Annotated in this window: 14 protein-coding genes; 3 read left to right on the top strand and 11 right to left on the bottom strand. The window is 70.6% G+C overall.

All coding sequences use genetic code 11. The features are described 5' to 3' along the window. Positions 1 to 99: 99 nt before the first annotated feature. A complete protein-coding gene (locus AC0IY0_RS12720) occupies positions 100 to 2,751 on the top strand; it encodes an MGH1-like glycoside hydrolase domain-containing protein (protein WP_471763971.1) in 2,652 nt (883 codons plus the stop codon). 39 nt (positions 2,752 to 2,790) lie between these two features. Here the strand turns inward: AC0IY0_RS12720 and AC0IY0_RS12715 are convergent, their stop codons facing one another. Continuing rightward, positions 2,791 to 3,198 (bottom strand): Ros/MucR family transcriptional regulator, encoded by a 408-nt coding sequence (locus tag AC0IY0_RS12715; RefSeq protein WP_147906780.1) that lies wholly within the window; start codon positions 3,196 to 3,198, stop codon positions 2,791 to 2,793. Between the two features lie 304 nt (positions 3,199 to 3,502). Between AC0IY0_RS12715 and AC0IY0_RS12710 the strand changes: the two genes are divergently transcribed. Further along, on the top strand, positions 3,503 to 4,600 hold the full coding sequence (locus tag AC0IY0_RS12710) for an NAD(P)/FAD-dependent oxidoreductase (protein WP_471763970.1): 1,098 nt from the start codon (positions 3,503 to 3,505) through the stop codon (positions 4,598 to 4,600). A 3-nt stretch (positions 4,601 to 4,603) separates the two neighbouring features. Here AC0IY0_RS12710 and AC0IY0_RS12705 read toward each other — a convergent pair whose 3' ends face one another. From AC0IY0_RS12705 to AC0IY0_RS12675, 7 genes are all read right to left on the bottom strand, one after another. Beyond that, positions 4,604 to 5,320 (bottom strand): LrgB family protein, encoded by a 717-nt coding sequence (locus AC0IY0_RS12705; RefSeq protein WP_471763968.1) that lies wholly within the window; start codon positions 5,318 to 5,320, stop codon positions 4,604 to 4,606. A 3-nt stretch (positions 5,321 to 5,323) separates the two neighbouring features. Then, positions 5,324 to 5,725 (bottom strand): CidA/LrgA family protein, encoded by a 402-nt coding sequence (locus AC0IY0_RS12700; RefSeq protein ID WP_147906777.1) that lies wholly within the window; start codon positions 5,723 to 5,725, stop codon positions 5,324 to 5,326. 16 nt (positions 5,726 to 5,741) lie between these two features. Next, on the bottom strand, positions 5,742 to 6,203 hold the full coding sequence (locus AC0IY0_RS12695) for a tellurite resistance TerB family protein (protein ID WP_147906776.1): 462 nt from the start codon (positions 6,201 to 6,203) through the stop codon (positions 5,742 to 5,744). A gap of 109 nt (positions 6,204 to 6,312) precedes the next feature. Continuing rightward, positions 6,313 to 7,098, bottom strand: coding sequence for a DJ-1/PfpI family protein (locus AC0IY0_RS12690; RefSeq protein WP_471763967.1), 786 nt, complete (start codon positions 7,096 to 7,098; stop codon positions 6,313 to 6,315). Between the two features lie 16 nt (positions 7,099 to 7,114). Further along, a complete protein-coding gene (gene tenA / locus AC0IY0_RS12685; protein WP_246691974.1) occupies positions 7,115 to 7,801 on the bottom strand; it encodes a thiaminase II in 687 nt (228 codons plus the stop codon). A gap of 45 nt (positions 7,802 to 7,846) precedes the next feature. After that, a complete protein-coding gene (locus AC0IY0_RS12680; protein ID WP_007561188.1) occupies positions 7,847 to 8,521 on the bottom strand; it encodes a response regulator in 675 nt (224 codons plus the stop codon). Next, positions 8,518 to 9,969 carry an ATP-binding protein gene (locus tag AC0IY0_RS12675; protein WP_419830648.1) on the bottom strand — a complete coding sequence of 484 codons (1,452 nt, stop codon included), beginning with the start codon at positions 9,967 to 9,969 and terminating at the stop codon, positions 8,518 to 8,520. Before AC0IY0_RS12675 ends, AC0IY0_RS12680 begins: the two co-directional genes overlap by 4 nt. Positions 9,970 to 10,402: 433 nt before the next feature. On the opposite strand from AC0IY0_RS12675, the gene AC0IY0_RS12670 reads away from it, so the two are divergent. Then, positions 10,403 to 11,251, top strand: coding sequence for a hypothetical protein (locus tag AC0IY0_RS12670; protein WP_471763966.1), 849 nt, complete (start codon positions 10,403 to 10,405; stop codon positions 11,249 to 11,251). Positions 11,252 to 11,398: 147 nt separating this feature from the next. Here AC0IY0_RS12670 and AC0IY0_RS12665 read toward each other — a convergent pair whose 3' ends face one another. The 3 genes from AC0IY0_RS12665 to AC0IY0_RS12655 all read right to left on the bottom strand — a co-directional run bounded on the left by AC0IY0_RS12665 (position 11,399) and on the right by AC0IY0_RS12655 (position 13,973). After that, positions 11,399 to 13,183, bottom strand: coding sequence for a DEAD/DEAH box helicase (locus AC0IY0_RS12665; RefSeq protein ID WP_147957844.1), 1,785 nt, complete (start codon positions 13,181 to 13,183; stop codon positions 11,399 to 11,401). A gap of 149 nt (positions 13,184 to 13,332) precedes the next feature. Then, positions 13,333 to 13,719: a type II toxin-antitoxin system VapC family toxin gene (locus tag AC0IY0_RS12660; RefSeq protein WP_419830650.1), complete on the bottom strand. Its 387-nt coding sequence runs from the start codon at positions 13,717 to 13,719 to the stop codon at positions 13,333 to 13,335. Then, on the bottom strand, positions 13,716 to 13,973 hold the full coding sequence (locus AC0IY0_RS12655) for a type II toxin-antitoxin system Phd/YefM family antitoxin (RefSeq protein WP_147908723.1): 258 nt from the start codon (positions 13,971 to 13,973) through the stop codon (positions 13,716 to 13,718). The genes AC0IY0_RS12660 and AC0IY0_RS12655 overlap by 4 nt, the downstream gene beginning before the upstream one ends. Between the last annotated feature and the right edge of the window lie 93 nt (positions 13,974 to 14,066).

Below are 14,066 nucleotides of genomic sequence, written 5' to 3'. Positions count from 1 at the left end.
CGTGACCGAAGAAGTCGCGCGCTGGAATTCACTTGTCCCCGTAGAACCGCGGCAATATCCGCGCACGAAGTCAGCCACCGAACCGGGAGCATCGTCCGTATGAGCGAGCCGAACCGCGTCCCGGATCTCTTCGACACCGCCGAGGGACAGCGCCTCGTACAGGCGCGGACCGATCCGGCCTGGCGGTGCTGGGGGCCGTATCTCAGCGACCGGCAATGGGGCACGGTCCGGGAGGATTACAGCGCCGACGGCGATGCCTGGGAGTCCCTGCCCCACGATCACGCCCGGTCCCGGGCCTACCGCTGGGGCGAGGACGGCATCGGGGGCTTCGGCGACCGGCACCTGAACTGGTGCCTCGCGCTGGCCCTTTGGAACGGACGCGATCCGATCCTGAAGGAGCGGCTGTTCGGCCTCACCAACGCCGAGGGCAACCACGGCGAGGACGTGAAGGAGCTGTACTACTACCTCGACGGCGTCCCGACCCACAGTTTCATGCGGATGCTGTACAAGTATCCGCAGGCCGAGTTCCCGTATCAACGCCTAGTTGAGGAAAACGGCCGCCGCGGCCTCGACGACCCGGAATTCGAGCTGCTCGACACCGGCCTGTTCGACGAGGGCCGCTACTTCGACGTCGAGATCGCCTATGCCAAGGCGGCCCCCGACGACCTGCTGATGCGGGTCAGCGTGACCAATCGCGGCCCGGAGGCTGCCGGCCTCACCCTCCTGCCGCAGCTCTGGGCACGGAACCTGTGGTCCTGGAAGGCCGGGACCGCCAAGCCGGAGCTGGAGGCGGGCTCGGACGGGTCGGTCTGGGCGCGTCATCCTGGCGTGCCGCCGATGCGCTTCTTCGCCGAGGACGCGGCCGCGCTGCTGTTCACCGAGAACGAGACCAACACCCATAGGCTGTTCGGCAGCGGCCCGGAGGCGGGTTTCTACAAGGACGGGATCGACCGGTGCGTCGTCCAGGGCGAGGCCGGGGCGGCCAACCACCTGTCCGGCACGAAATGCGCCGCGCGCTACGACCTGCATCTCGGCCCCGGCGAGACCCGCACGCTGCGGCTGCGCCTGCGACCCGAGACCGCCCCGGGCGAGCCGTTCGCGGATTTCGACGCGGTGTTCGCCACCCGCGCGGCGGAAGCGGACGCGTTCTACGCCGCCCTGCAAGCATCGATCACCGACCCCGACATGCGGCTCGTCCAGCGGCAGGCGCTGGCCGGGATGCTCTGGTCCAAGCAGCTCTACCATTACGACGTGCGCGAGTGGCTCGCGGGCGACCCGGCCCAGCCGGCCCCCGCGCCCCAGCGCCGGCACGGCCGCAACGCCGACTGGGCGCATCTGCGCGCCAACGACATCATCTCGATGCCGGATGCGTGGGAATATCCCTGGTTCGCCTCCTGGGATCTCGCCCTCCAGGCGATCGTGTTCGCGCTGTTCGACCCCGACTTCGCCAAGAACCAGCTGCTGCTCCTGGTGGACGAGGCCTATGCCCATCCGAACGCGGCGTTGCCGGCCTACGAATGGGGCTTCGGCGATGCCAACCCGCCGATCCACGCGCTCGCCGCCTGGCGGGTGTTCGAGCTGGACCGGAAATTGACGGGCCTTCCGGACCACGTCTTCCTGAAGCGGATCTTCAATAAGCTCACGCTGAACTTCACCTGGTGGGTGAATCGGAAGGATTCCGACGACCGCAACCTGTTCCAGGGTGGCTTCCTCGGCCTCGACAACATCGGCATCTTCGACCGCTCGAAGCCGGTCGGCAACGGCGCGACCCTCACTCAGTCGGACGCGACCGCCTGGATGGCGGCCTACGCGCTCAACCTGATGCGCATCGCCATCGAGCTGGCGCTCCGGGACCCGACCTACGAGGACATGGCGGAGAAGTTCTTCGAGCATTTCCTGCTCATCGCCGCGGCGACCGGCGACGGAGTCTGGGACGAGGCGGACGGGTTCTTCTACGACGTGATCGAGGCCCGGGACGGAAGCCGCCTGCCGATCCGGGTCCGCACCATGGTCGGGCTGATCCCGATCTTCGCCGTCACGACGATCAGCACGCGCGACCTGGAGAAGCTGCCCTCGCTGCGGAACCGGATGCGGTTCTTCCTCGAGAACCGGCCGGACCTCGCGACCCTGGTCTCGCGCTGGAGCGTGCCGGGCGAGGGCCAAACCGTGCTGCTGTCCCTGCTGCGCGGCCACCGATTGAAGGCGCTGCTGCACCGCGCCCTCGACCCAGCCGAGTTCCTGTCCGCGCACGGCCTGCGGGCGGTCTCGCGCAGCTACGCGGACCAGCCGTTCTGCTTCCCCTGGAACGGCCGCGACATGGGGCTCGCCTACGAGCCCGCGGAGTCGCGCTCGCGCCTGTTCGGGGGCAACTCGAACTGGCGCGGACCGGTCTGGATGCCGGTGAACTATTTGCTGATCGCCGGCCTGGAGCAGTTCTACGCCTATTACGGACCGGATTTCCGCGTAGAGGCACCGACCCATTCGGGACGGACCTACTCGCTCCGGGAGATCGCGGAGATGCTGTCGCGCCGCCTCATCGGTCTCTCGACCCGCGCGCCGGGCGGCGATCGGCCGGTCTACGGGGACAGCCGGATCGAACAGGACGACCCGCATTTCCGCGATCTCGTGCTGTTCTACGAGTATTACCACGGCGATACCGGCCGGGGCGTCGGCGCGGCGCACCAGACCGGCTGGTCCGGTCTCGTGGCCCTGCTGATCCAGGAGGTCTCCGCGGCAGAAGGCCGGCCATGACACGTACGGCCGGCCCCGACATTCGGTGAGGGGCCGCTACTACTCGGCCGCCTGCTGCATCCGCAGCTTCTGACCGAGGCCGATCTCACGCGAGATCTTTGAACGCCGGGCGCTGTAGGCCGCGGAGACCAGCGGGTAATCCACCGGCAGGCCCCATTTCGCCTTGTAGGCCTCGGGGGTGAGGCCGCGCAGGGTCAAGTGCCGGCGCAGGGCCTTGTAGGACTTGCCGTCCTCGAAGCTCATGATGGTGTCGGGCCGGATCGAGGCCCGGATCTGCGCCTCGGTCGGCCGCTTGACCGGCTGCTCCATCGGAACGTCAAGGGCAGTGATCGAACGATGGACTTCGGACAGGAGGCTTGGGAGAGCGCCGGCCGGCACATTGTTCTTGGTCACGTAAGCGCTGAGGATCTTGGCAGCGAGTTCGACGCTCGGGGAGGTCGTCAGCATGGTCATCTCCTAAGGTTTCCTGTCCGAAGATGCGGCTTTGTCGGGTCGCTAGAGGTGCTGTACTGCCGGGTGCCCGAGATGGCCGCCGGGGACGAAATCCGGTCTGCCCTGGGGCAGCGCGTCATTGCATTATGCGCCCACTCACCGCGCTTACAACCACTGCGCGTGTCTATTGCGGCGCTGTTTCTACTTAGAATTGATAATTAGGGTCAACGCCGAATCAAGATGCGGGCCCTCATCCGCGCTTGGGTGCGGTATTGAGGACTCACCGGCTTGGTCGGGGCGACAGCCGAGAGGGTTGCGGATGCAGGTTCTTGTCGTTGGCGCCGGCGTCGTCGGACTTGCCGTGGGGCAGGCCTTCGCGATCCGCGGGCACTCCGTCATCCTGGCGGAAGCGGAGGATGCCTTCGGGACTGGAGTCTCGGCCCGTAGTTCCGAGGTGATCCATGGCGGCATGTATTATCCTGCCGGTTCCTCGCGCGCCCGCCACTGCGTCGACGGTGCCGAACGGTTGTACAACTTCTGCGCGAGTCACGGAGTGCCGCATCGCGCCTGCGGCAAGTTGATCGTCGCGGCCGACGCCGCGGAGGCCGAGGCGATCGCGGCGATCCGCAAGCAGGGCGAGGAGAACGGCGTCCCCGGTCTGGAGCTTCTCGACGCCGCAGCCGCGAGGCGGCTGGAGCCGGCGCTCGCCTGCACCCTGGCGCTGCATGCGCCCCGGACCGGCATCGTCGACAGCCACGCGCTGATGCTGGCACTGCTCGGCGTCATCGAGGATCACGGCGGCGTCCTCGCGCTGCGTACGCCGGTGGAGCGCCTGTCCCGGCGGGACGGCCAGTGGCACGCGGCGTTCGGGGGCAGCGAGCCGGGCGAGATGGCCTTCGACGCGGTCATCAATGCCGCAAGCTTCGGGGCTCCGGTGCTCGCTTCGGGCACGGAGGGCTACCCGGCCGACCGGGTGCCGGCGCTGCGCCTGGCGCGGGGCAATTACTTCGGGTGCACTGGCAAGCCGGCGTTCTCGCGACTGATCTATCCGGCGCCGCGGATCGACGGCGGGCTGGGCATCCACCTCACCCTCGATCTGGCCGGCCGCACCCGGTTCGGTCCCGACGTGGAATGGGTGGACACGGTCGACTATCGGGTGGATCCGCGGCGGGCGGACAGCTTCTATGGTGCGATCCGCCGTTACTGGCCGGGCCTGCCGGACGGGGTGCTGTACCCGGACTATGCCGGCCTGCGCCCGAAGCTCACCGGCCCCGGCGAGCCCGCGGCCGACTTCCGGATCGATGGGCCGGCCGAGCACGGGCTGCCCGGGATCGTACACCTGTTCGGGATCGAGAGCCCGGGCCTGACGTCGAGCCTGTCGCTCGCGGAGGCGGTCGTCGGGCAGCTCGACGGCTGACGCTCAGAACAGCAGGTGCAGCGCCAGGGGCGCGAGGATCGCGGTCAGGAACGCGTTGAGTCCCATGGCGATGCCCGCGAAAGTGCCGGCCGTCTCGCTCACCTGGAAGGCCCGGGCGGTGCCGATGCCGTGGGCGGCGAGTCCCGCCGCAAAGCCCCGGGCGCGCATGTCCCGGATCCGCAGGACGTTCATCAGCGGCGTCACCAGGATCGCACCGATGATGCCGGTGAGGGTCACCAGGATCGCGGTCAGCGTCGGGTCGCCGCCCAGCGCTTCGGCGATGCCCATGGCCACCCCCGAGGTCACGGATTTCGGCGCCAGCGAGATCAGGATCGGTTGCGGGATGTCGAGCAGGCGCGCCAGCGCGATCACGACCGCGAGGGTCGTGGCGGCGCCGGCCACCAAGGCGGCCAGCATCGGCACGAGGGCGCGCAGGACCGTGGCACGGCGCTCGTAGAGCGGCATCGCCAGCACCACCGTGGCGGGTCCGAGCAGGAAGTGCACGAACTGGGCGCCCTCGAAGTAGGTCGGATAGGGCGTGCCGGTCACCGCCAGGACGCTGCCGACCAGCACCACCGTGATCAGCACGGGGTTGGCGATCGGGTGGCGCCCGGTGGCGGCGGCGAGCCGGTCGGCCAGGACGTAGGAGGTCAGCGTCACGGTCAGCCACAGCAGCGGCGTGCCGGCGAGGTAGACCCAGAGCGAGAAATCGCCGGCCACCGCTCAGGCCTCGCCGTCCGGTCGCCGCCGCTCGACCCGGGACGCGACCGCGCGGAACACCAGCACGGTCACCAGCAGCGACAGGGCGGTCGAGATCACCAGCACGATCGCGAGCTTGAGCCCCTGGGCCCGCAGCAGGTCGAGCCGCCCGACCACGCCGACGCCGGCCGGAACGAACATCAGCGACAGGTTCATCAGGAGCCCCCGCGCCGTCGATTCGAGGGTGCCGTCGGTCAGCGGCTGCGGCAGGATCCGGGGCAGGCCGAGGCGGCTGTCGCGCAGCAGCAGGAAAGCGAACATCAGCCCCATGCCGATCACCGGACCCGGCACCGGCACCCCGGCGCCCCGGGCCAGGACCTCGCCGACGAGCTGGGCGAGGAGGATCAGCGCGAGGCTGGCGATCATCGGCCGGCCCGCGCGGTCATACGGCGCCGACGCCCTGCTGCCCGGTCCGCCGGGCCGCGGTGACCGCCGCCTCGTCGAAGCCGAGCAACCGGCCGAGGCGCTCGACCAGCGCCTCCTCGAACTCGTCCACGATGCCGTCCGCGGCGGCCACCGACCACGCCATGGTCAGCAATTCCTGGCGCTCCGTGGTGTTGGCCTCGTGCGGGATCATCTCGACGAGGCTCGCCACGTCGCGCGTCTCGGCATCGATCGCCGCGGCGCGCTCGATCAGCGCCCGGGCCGCGTCCGGCCCGTCGGCGTAGCGGCCCTGCACGATCCGGGACAGGCGGTCGCTCTCGGCGGGCGCCAGGATCCCGTCGACCCGGGCCACATGTACGAGCAGCGCGGTCGCGGCCAGATGCGTGTCGTCCACCGGCTCGGAGGCGCCGACCCCGAGAGCCTCGGTCGCGTAGGCGCGCAGGCGTGCGATCAGGGACATGGCGGCTCCGGCGGTTCCTGACGGCACAGTTCGGTTCGCAGGGCGCCCCGTCAAGGACGCCGCACAACGTCGGCGCGAAGCGTGGCGCGGCTGCATCGCTTTCGGGCGTTCAGTCCCCCCGGGCCGCCCGGATCGACCCCGCCACCAACGGGGCGAGGATCGCATCCGCCGCCCGGACGATCGTAGGACCGGCCTGAGCAGGCGTCCCGGCCCGGAACGGCGGCTCCGGGGCATATTCGGCGACCAGCTGGGCAGTGCGGGCATAGTCGGGTCCGCGCAGGCGGGCGGCGAGTGCCAGCCCGAGATCGAGCCCGGCCGAGACGCCGGACGCGGTGACCCGGTTGCGGTCGAACACCACCCGCTCGGCCACCGGCACGGCGCCGAGCAGCGGCAGCACCGCGTCGCGTACGCACCAGTGCGAGGTGGCGCGGTAGCCCCTGAGCAGGCCGGCCGCCCCGAGGATCAGCGAGCCGGTACAAACGCTCGTCACCCAGGCCGTGCCGGGGGCGCGTTCCCGCAGGAAGCCCAGCAGGGCCGCGTCGCACATCTGCCCGGGGGTGCCGTCACCGCCTGGGACCAGCAGGACGTCGAGATCGGGCGGGCAGGTCTCGAACGAGTGGGTCGCGACCAGGCTCAAGCCCGTGTCGCTGGCGACCGGCCCCGCGGATTGCGCCACGCAGTGCAGGCTGTTGGGGGCGAGGCCGGCGAGCAGCGCCTGGGGGCCGACCACGTCGAGGGCGGTCATGCCCGGGTAAAGGATCATGGCGATCCGGACCGGGCGATCCTGGGCCATCGGACCCGGCGCGTCGGCGGCTCCGGTCCGGACGGGCCCGAACGCGGCCGCGGCGGCCGTCGCCGCCAGGATCGCCCGGCGACTGAGGTCCGGTGGCGTCACGCCCGGCCCGGGATCGTCACAATGGCCACGCCGCATCCCGATAGGCGCTGTCCCAGAATAGCCACTCGAGCCGGGTGGCCTGCGTGAAGGCCTCGTGCATCCGCACGCGCACCACCGGCGACGCCTGCTCGGCGGCCCGGTCGGTGGCGGCGATCATCCCGGCCACGGAAGCGGCGAACTCGTCGCCCGCGTAGGTGTCGATCCAGGCCTGGTACGGGTTGTCGGCGGCGGCGCGGGCGAGGATGTCGTCGCCCACCGCCTTGTAGATCCAGAAGCACGGCAGCAGGGCCGCGCAGAGGACCTCGAACGGCTCGGCATAGGCAGCGGCGAGCAGGTACGAGACGTAGTGGTGGCAGGCCGGCGTCAGCGCGGTCGCCGCGAAGGTCTCAGGGCCGATCGCGTAATCCCGGAAGAAACCGCCGTGGAGCGCGCGCTCCACTACGATGGCGTCCTGCGCGGCGCGCGAGAATTGCACGATCCCGTCCGGGTCCGGCGCCTTCGCGGCGGCGAGGCTCAGCGCACGGCCGAAGCCGATCAGGTAATGCGCGTCCTGCACGATGTAGTGGCGGAAGCGATCCTGCCGCAGCGTGCCGGCGGCGAGCTCGGCGTTGAACGGCATCGAACGGATCGTCTCGTAGGCCGCCGCGTTGCGCGCCCACGCGTCGCGGGAGAACGCGTTCGGGCCGGTGTCACCGTCGGTCAAAAGGCAGCTCCTGCAGGCAACTCCTGCCCGGTTTCTGTTTGGGCGTCAGCCCTGCCGCTGGGCGTGCGTGACGGCCACGTGGATCAGCTCGGCCAGCGTCCGGACGCCGAGCTTCTGGCGCATCTGCGAGCAGGCGTTGGTGACGGTCTTATAGCTCACCGACAGGTCGGCCGCGATGGCGCCGTAAGAGCGGCCCTGCGCCAGCCGCGCCAGGATCTGCTGCTCGCGGGGCGTGAGCTGGGATTCCGGCGTCCGGCGCGCGTCGGCCCTCAGCATGGCGACCTCGGTGGCGAGCCGGCGGTCGAGGTAGACCTCGCCGACCCTGACCTTGCCGAACGCCTCGAACAGCTCCGCCGAAGCGTGGTCCTTCAGCACGTAGCCCAACGCGCCGGCCTCGAGCGCCCGCGCCACGATCACCGGATCGTTGTGCATGCTGAACACCAGGATGCGCGTCTCCGGGGCGACCGCGCGGATACGGCGGATCAGGCCGAGCCCGGCCATGCCGCTGCCCTGGAAGGTCAGGTCGCAGATCACCACCGGCGGCCGCAGCCGGTGGAAGATCCGGTAGCCGCCGACCACCGTGGTCGCCTCCGCGATGGTCTCGACCCCGGAATCCTCGAGGACCCGGCGACAGCCCTGCAGGACGATCGGATGATCGTCGATCACGAGGACCGGTAAGCGTGTGGCGGCGGCGTCGATCTGGGAGGCGATGGCGTTCATGCGCTCGGCGCGTTGTTGTTCTCGTCGACCCGCTCCGGCGGAACGGGGATCGTGATCTTGACGATTGCTCCGGGGCCGGCATTGTCAAGGGCGAAGGTACCATCCAACGCCTCGACTCGCTCGCGCATCCCCGACAGACCGAGCCCGGTGCGGTGTTCGAGCGGGATTCCCGTCCCGTCGTCGCGGATCGTGACGCGCAATTGGCCGTCCGCTTCCACGGCCTCGGCCTCGACCCGGGTGGCGGCGCCGTGCCGCACGGCATTGGTCGCACTCTCCTGCACGCAGCGGAACACCGTGAGGTCCACGAGGTCGCCATAGCCGCGGGCCAGGCTGTCGAACCGGCCGACGAAGACGGTGGCGGGATGGCGCTGACCGAAGCCGCGCAGCATCAGGTCGAGGCAGGTGGCGAGCGGCGCCTGCCCGAGCCCGTGCGGGCGCAGGCGGTTCAGCAATTCCCGGTTGACGGTCTGGACCTGCCCGACGATGGCGCTGATCTCGGCCGCCCGGGTGGCGAGCTTTTCACGATTGGGCTCGGCCGCGCCCGAGGCGATCCGGGCGATCGACGCGGCGTTGGCCTCAAGGGCGAACAGGCAAGGGCCGAACTCGTCGTGCAGTTCGAGCGCGGTGCGGCGGCGCTCGTCGTCCTGCGCGGTGAGCAATTGCCGGTTGAGCCGGCCGTTGGCGGCGCGGACCTCGCTCAGCGCGGCGGCGACCTTGTTGAACCGCTCGGCGATCACCGCCAGCTCCCGGGCGCCGGGGGGCTCCAAGCGCGCGGTGTAATCGTGGTGCTCCAGCTTCGTCAGGCCGGCACCCAGCCGCTGCAGCGGCGCCAGGATGCGCCCGAGGGCCAGGTAGAGCGCGATCAGCATCGCGGCATTGATGGCCAAGGTGGTCATCGAGAGCGCCCGAGCATAACCCCAGATCTCGTCGATCTCGTCCATCGGCTGGGTGGTGATCTGCGCGGTTCCGAGGGTCTGTCCATTCGCCACGATCGGCAGGGTGTGGCGCTCGATCGGCGGCATGATCAGGTCGGCGAACCAATGGGGCGCCTCGCGCTCGGACCGGTGCGGCGGCATCGGTTTGCCGACCTGGTCGCCGTCCGCTTCCAGGACCGCGACCCGGACGTGGCGCAGGACCTTGAAGCGGAGGTCCAGGGTTTGCAGCAGCGTGTCCGGAGAGGCGGTGTCGGACAGGCGGATCGTGTCGGCGACCAGGGACTCGACCGTGGCCAGCGAGGCGCGGGTCTCGACCCGCACCGCGTTGCGCGCGTTGAGCACGATCACCCCGCAGGAGATCAGGGCAGCCAGCGCGTCGATGAACAGAACGACCGCGACCAGCCGGGCCCGGGTCGACCAGTCGGTCCAGGACCAGAAGCCGGCACGACGCCTGTCGGGCGGTGCCGCCGAGATGGGAGGCTGGGTCGGTGTCGTATCCACGGCGAGACGCATAGCGCATCGTCCCGATGACCGGAACCGGTACGATGCGCTAGCTTTTTGATTCGCATCGTCTTTTCCCCTGACGTCGGCGGCCGCCTTCGGGAACCGCGCTCGCGCTGACCCGGCGGCGAAGCCTCTGCCGCCCGGACCCGCGAGTCGCATCGGACGATGACGGACCGGCCCCGCGGATGGGTGGCGCATCGCCGCCGTCGAAGCCGAACCGGGGCAATGGAAGCGACTACGGATTCTTAAGCGGCTTCAGCTTATCTTGTGGATAGCCGAGCCTCGATTGGCCGGGCACCCAATACGGCGCGACATCTTTGCGCCGTATTGCGGTTTCTCTATCGACGGCAGAGTCGACCCATCTCCAAATTGATGGAGAACGGCGGCCGGTCGTGGGGGGCCCGGTCGCGCGCGTCGTGCACCGTGTCAGAGACCCCGGACCATGATGGACCTCGCCCTGGACCCGTCCGACACCCGGCCGCATCGGTCGCCGGCGCTCCGTCCCGGACGCAAGCCCAGCCTGCGACTGGTCCTAGCCGGGCTGGTCGGCGTGAGCGCGCTGGCGGGCTTCGGGGTCGCCGCCTCGACCCTGATGGCAGGGCTCGCAGCCCCGACACCCGTTAAGCTGGGACCGCCGAGCCGGGCTGCGGACTGGCCCGAATTGAAGGACGGTCTTCCGGCCGTGGCCGGAATGGCTTCCACCGCTCCCAACGCCCCGAAGCCGGCTGAGCCCGAGAAGCCGGCTCTGCGCATGGCCGTCCTGCCGGAGGCCTTGGCGCCCGCGCCGGTCGTCGCGAGCCCGCCCATGTCCGTGCCGGCCAGAAGCACACCGAGCGCCCCACCGCCCGTGAAGAGCGTCGCCGCGCCTGAGGCGCCGACCAAGCGGATCCCGACGCCGACGCCGGTCGCGCCGATCGCCGCCGCCCGGCAGGTCGTGCCTCTGCCGCCGACCCGCACCGCCGCGCTGCAGCAGCCGCGGGCGTCCGAGACCGTCCGGGCCCGCGATGCGGTCGTACCCGCCGCGACGCCCGCGCCGAAGCCGGTTGCGGCGACGCCAATTCCGGCCTCACCCGAGAAGCCTGCCCGCAAGGCGGTGGCCGTGAGCAAGCCGCCCGTGGCGAAGAAGACCGCCGATGCGATCAAGCCCGGCGCCGCGACCGTCGCGCAGGCCGAGCCGGCCGACGAGGAGACCGAGGTGCTCGGCATCAAGCTTCCGTCCCTGGCGCCTGCCGGCCGGAAGCTGAAGGAGAGCGTCGACGCACTCGGCGATGCGATGAAGAAGGTGTTCTAGCGCCTCAAGCCCGGTACCGAACCGGATCGATACGCGCGCCCCGCGATCCGCATCGTCTTTGCGGATCGCGGGGCGGGTGGCGTTCGGGGCGGCGCTCCAAGGCCGTCCGGGGGCGCAGCGTCGCCCCCGTTCAGGTTTTCGACCGGATCAGCTCCGGCCGGTGTTCCGGCCCGGCTTGTGATCGGGCCGGGGACCGGACCGCTCGGCCTGGCGCTGGTGCTTGCCGGCGCGCGGGCTGGCAAACCCCTTCGGGCCACTCGGGCTGGTCTTGCGCTCGGCCGGGCCGGCATCCCCAGCCAAGGCCTCGACCTGAATCTCCGGCGAGCCGTTGCGGGCGAACGCCTCCGCGAAGCGCGCGGCGGCGTTACCGCGGATCTCGAACTTGGTCTCCCGGTCGAAGATCCGGATCGCGCCGATCTCCTGGCGGCCAATACCGCCGCGGCGGGTCAGCATCGGAAGCAGCCTGCGCGGGTCGGCGTTGTCGCGCCGGCCGAGATTGAGCCGGAACCACACCGCCGGACCCAGGGCGGCGATCTGCTCGGGGTTCATCGGGTCGTAGGGCGGGCGCTCGCTGACGCCGCGCGGCGCACGGCCCTCGCCGGGATCGCTGACCTCTTCGGGCGCCGGCAGGCGGGTGCGGTAGACCCGCGCCAGCAGGGCGGCGAGTTCCTCCGGCGTCTTGCCGGCGAGCAGGGCGCCGGCGAGCGCGACATCCTCCTCGGCCGGCGGCTCGGAGAAGAGCGGGTCGGACAGCATGCGCTCGCCGTCGAGCTTGCGAATGTCGTCGGCCGAGGGCGGCCCCGACCATTCCGGGCTGACCTTGGCGGTGGCGAACATCTGCTCGGCGCGGCGGCGGCGGGAGTTCGGGATCAGCAGCACCGAGGTGCCCTTGCGCCCGGCCCGGCCGGTGCGCCCGCTGCGGTGCTGCAGCACCTCGGCGTCATGCGGCAGGTCGGCGTGGATCACCAGGCTCAGCGACGGCAGATCGATACCGCGGGCCGCCACGTCGGTGGCGACGCAGACCCGGGCGCGGCCGTCGCGCAGGGCCTGGAGGGCGGCGTTGCGCTCGCCCTGGCCGAGTTCGCCCGAGAGCGCGACCACCGAGAAGCCGCGCTCGGTGAGGCTCGCCTGGAGATGGCGCACCGCGTTGCGGGTGTTGCAGAACACGATCGCGGTCGGCGCGTCCGCCTCGCGCAGGAGGTTGAGCACCACGTGCTCGGTCTCGCGCGGCATGATCCGCACCGCCCGGTAGGCGATGTCGGCGTGGCCCTTGCTCTCGCCCTTGATCGCCAGCCGCAGGGCATTGCGCTGGTAGCGCTCGGCCAGGGCCTCGATCGCTTTCGGCAGGGTCGCGGAGAACAGGTAGGTCGCGCGCTCCGGCGGGGTGGCCGAGAGGATGAACTCGATATCCTCGCGGAAGCCGAGGTCGAGCATCTCGTCGGCCTCGTCGAGCACGACGGCGCGCAGGTTGGTCGGGTCGAGGTTGCGGCGCTCGAGGTGGTCGCGCAGCCGGCCCGGGGTGCCGACCACGATATGGGTGCCGTCGGCCATCATCCGGGCCTCACGGCGGGGATCCATGCCGCCGACGCAGGCGGTGACGCGACCGCCGGCCGGGGCGTAGAGCCAAAGCAGCTCGCGCTGGACCTGGAGCGCCAATTCGCGCGTCGGGGCGATCACCAGGGCGAGCGGCGCGCCCGCGGGCGGCAGCATCTCGGACGCGCCGGCCTCCTCATCCGCCCCTCGGCCGAAGAGCATGTCGGCCATGGCGAGACCGTAGGCCACGGTCTTGCCGGAGCCGGTCTGGGCGGAGACGAGGAGGTCGCGGGCGCCGGCCGCCGCTTCCAGCACCGCGGCCTGGACCGGGGTGGGATCGGCGTAGCCGCGCTCGGACAGGGCCCGCGCGAGGGGGGCGGGCAGGGTCGGGAAGGGCAAGTTTCGGAAACTCTCAACGGCCGCGCCGCGCCCGGCAGCGCGCCATCGCGCGGCGGAGGAATCAGGCACCGGACTTTATTCGGGTCCCGACAAGGTAGCGCCTACGGGGCCCGATGACCACTCCCACCACGGCATGGGCCGGTTGCGCGTCAGCAGACCGGTGCGGTGATGTCGGTCCGGCTGAAATCCGCACCGACATACAGCGGTGGGCAGCCGTGTTCCTTGGCGACATCGTAGGCGAAGTAATCTCCGAAGTTCAGACCGGGCGGATGCAGGCCCTTGCCCCAGCGCCGATAGCATGCCGCGACGCGTCCGGCCGAGGCTGCGGTGACCGACACAATCTCGATGGCGAGCCCGTGGATCAGGCGGCCCATCTCGTCGCCGATGTTCCGGCGCTCCGACACGATCAACGCTTCGGCGACCGTCGCCGCCGACATCACGAGCCTGTTCTCGCGCTCGATGAGGGCGATGCAACGCTCCGCCTCCGGCTCGTTCTGGAGGATCGCCATGAGCGCGGAGGTGTCATTCGCGATCATCCGGGCAGGCCGTCCGGGTCGTAAAGGAAATCCTGGCTGCGGGCGGCGCGCGGGCCAGGGGTGAGCTTGGCGGAAGCGGCGACCTGAATCGCTTCGATGAGCGCCCGGCGCACCGTCCGATCCGGCTTCGGCTCCACGGCCACCATGCGGACGACCGGCCGGCCATGGCAGGTCAGGATCACCGCGTCGCCGGTCTCCGCGCGCCGGACGAGTTCCGTGAGCTGCGCGTTGGCATCTGTCACGGACATGCGCATCGCGTTCCCCTATCTCGACGCCACCGCTGGTCACGTCACAGGAATCGCCTATGAGGTAGTCTAACACCTTGCGCAACACCACCAAAACGATCC

This window comes from Methylobacterium sp. AC315, assembly GCF_979253755.1.
This window is presented reverse-complemented; position numbering and strand designations above follow the sequence as displayed.

Coding starts and splice junctions, on each gene's coding strand:
- AC0IY0_RS12720 (WP_471763971.1), top strand. CDS start 100: ATGAGCGAGCCGAACCGCGTCCCGGATCTCTTCGACACCGCCGAGGGA.
- AC0IY0_RS12715 (WP_147906780.1), bottom strand. CDS start 3,198: ATGCTGACGACCTCCCCGAGCGTCGAACTCGCTGCCAAGATCCTCAGC.
- AC0IY0_RS12710 (WP_471763970.1), top strand. CDS start 3,503: ATGCAGGTTCTTGTCGTTGGCGCCGGCGTCGTCGGACTTGCCGTGGGG.
- AC0IY0_RS12700 (WP_147906777.1), bottom strand. CDS start 5,725: ATGATCGCCAGCCTCGCGCTGATCCTCCTCGCCCAGCTCGTCGGCGAG.
- AC0IY0_RS12695 (WP_147906776.1), bottom strand. CDS start 6,203: ATGTCCCTGATCGCACGCCTGCGCGCCTACGCGACCGAGGCTCTCGGG.
- AC0IY0_RS12680 (WP_007561188.1), bottom strand. CDS start 8,521: ATGAACGCCATCGCCTCCCAGATCGACGCCGCCGCCACACGCTTACCG.
- AC0IY0_RS12675 (WP_419830648.1), bottom strand. CDS start 9,969: ATGCGTCTCGCCGTGGATACGACACCGACCCAGCCTCCCATCTCGGCG.
- AC0IY0_RS12670 (WP_471763966.1), top strand. CDS start 10,403: ATGATGGACCTCGCCCTGGACCCGTCCGACACCCGGCCGCATCGGTCG.
- AC0IY0_RS12660 (WP_419830650.1), bottom strand. CDS start 13,719: ATGATCGCGAATGACACCTCCGCGCTCATGGCGATCCTCCAGAACGAG.
- AC0IY0_RS12655 (WP_147908723.1), bottom strand. CDS start 13,973: ATGCGCATGTCCGTGACAGATGCCAACGCGCAGCTCACGGAACTCGTC.